We start from the raw sequence: 1263 nt of genomic DNA on the forward strand, positions 1-1263 counted from the left end.
CCCTTACTTTGCGCAGCCCGATATCGACCAACGCCGAAATCCGTCCGGAGAAACTTTCAGTTGAGTTGAAATCCATCATGCTGATTTCTCCCAAGGCACTTCTCCCTCCAAATCGGAAAACAGATGCGTCTTTGGCTCTAACCTCTCGCCAGACGAACGAACCGGAGCACAGCGTGCAGACTCATGGTATTGAGTCATCGCCGCTACATACCCGCTTACAATCGCCTCGACAACCGTCATTGCCTCCAGCTCAGAGTAGGCGCCTAGCGGCTTGTCAAAACCAATGGCGGTCGCCGCGTCGCCGAAGGGCTTCAGACAGTCGCGTAACGCTGCTTTCTCAATGTCGGTGGCGTTCAGCATGACTTCCTCCGTTGTCCCTTTCAGCCAGTCCGCATAGAGCGCGTGAAAGGCTTTTTGGCATCGCGCCGAGCAGAACCGCCAGTCGGTGGGATAACGCTTGGATTCGCCCGGCCGATGTCGTGTGTTCAAGTGACCAAACCCTTTGGCTTGGCGAGCGCAGACTCGGCATTTCATGAGATGAATTTCCCTTAGCCGCCCCAGTGACGGCGGCTGTTTGACGTACTTCGAACAACATGAGAAATAACGCTCCTACTGAGCCCAGGCGGGCTTGCCCGCTGCGGATGTCGGTGGTGCGTAAGCCGATGTAGGCGCAGCGGTTGCTGGCGCTCCACCGGAACCTTCTGGCGGAGGCGTTTTCGTATGAGGCGCTGATACCCAGGCCGCATACTCCGGATGGTCCGGCTCCACCGCGTTCTTAATCACATTGCGATCGCCGCCCTTGGCGTCTTTTTCGACATCCACCCGGGCCAGAAACTCCAACCCATTGAGCTCCCTGAAGCCATGGATGCGACGTGCGGCCGCCGCCTGGGGCGAATTATCGTTTGGGTTGACTCGTCTGGCGCTGTTGAGCGCGGCGCGGATAAAACTTCGTCCCATTTGCGCCCAGGTCGGTCCTTTCGGTGAATACAGACCGATGTTGCTCCACAGTTTTCGCTTGGCGTACTCGCCGCCAGTGACGATGAACTCCGCCGCCAAGTAAACCGCTCCGGTATCGTTTGAGTAGGTGGCGTAGCCGCCGTCCCAGCCTTGATTGGGATCGTCATAACCACCGGGTTGCAGCGACATGCGTACGGGCACAACCGTTCCCCTGGGAATCACATCGAATGCGGACTGTTGTGGATCGGCATCGTTAAAGTCGTTCCATGCCTGGTTCATAGGGCTTGCTCCTTGGCTTCATTGAGT

2 protein-coding genes are annotated in these 1263 nt (G+C 57.5%); both read right to left on the reverse strand.

Annotation, left to right across the window (positions count from 1 at the left end):
• Positions 1 to 75: 75 nt before the first annotated feature.
• Positions 76 to 489: a DUF6511 domain-containing protein gene (locus tag KP814_RS32550; RefSeq protein ID WP_253938814.1), complete on the reverse strand. Its 414-nt coding sequence runs from the start codon at positions 487 to 489 to the stop codon at positions 76 to 78.
• Positions 490 to 609: 120 nt separating this feature from the next.
• A complete protein-coding gene (locus KP814_RS32555; RefSeq protein ID WP_216740675.1) occupies positions 610 to 1236 on the reverse strand; it encodes a hypothetical protein in 627 nt (208 codons plus the stop codon).
• Between the last annotated feature and the right edge of the window lie 27 nt (positions 1237 to 1263).

It is taken from the genome of Hahella sp. HN01, assembly GCF_018986435.1.
In the GTDB taxonomy this organism is placed as follows: domain Bacteria; phylum Pseudomonadota; class Gammaproteobacteria; order Pseudomonadales; family Oleiphilaceae; genus Hahella.

Coding starts and splice junctions, on each gene's coding strand:
- KP814_RS32555 (WP_216740675.1), bottom strand. CDS start 1,236: ATGAACCAGGCATGGAACGACTTTAACGATGCCGATCCACAACAGTCC.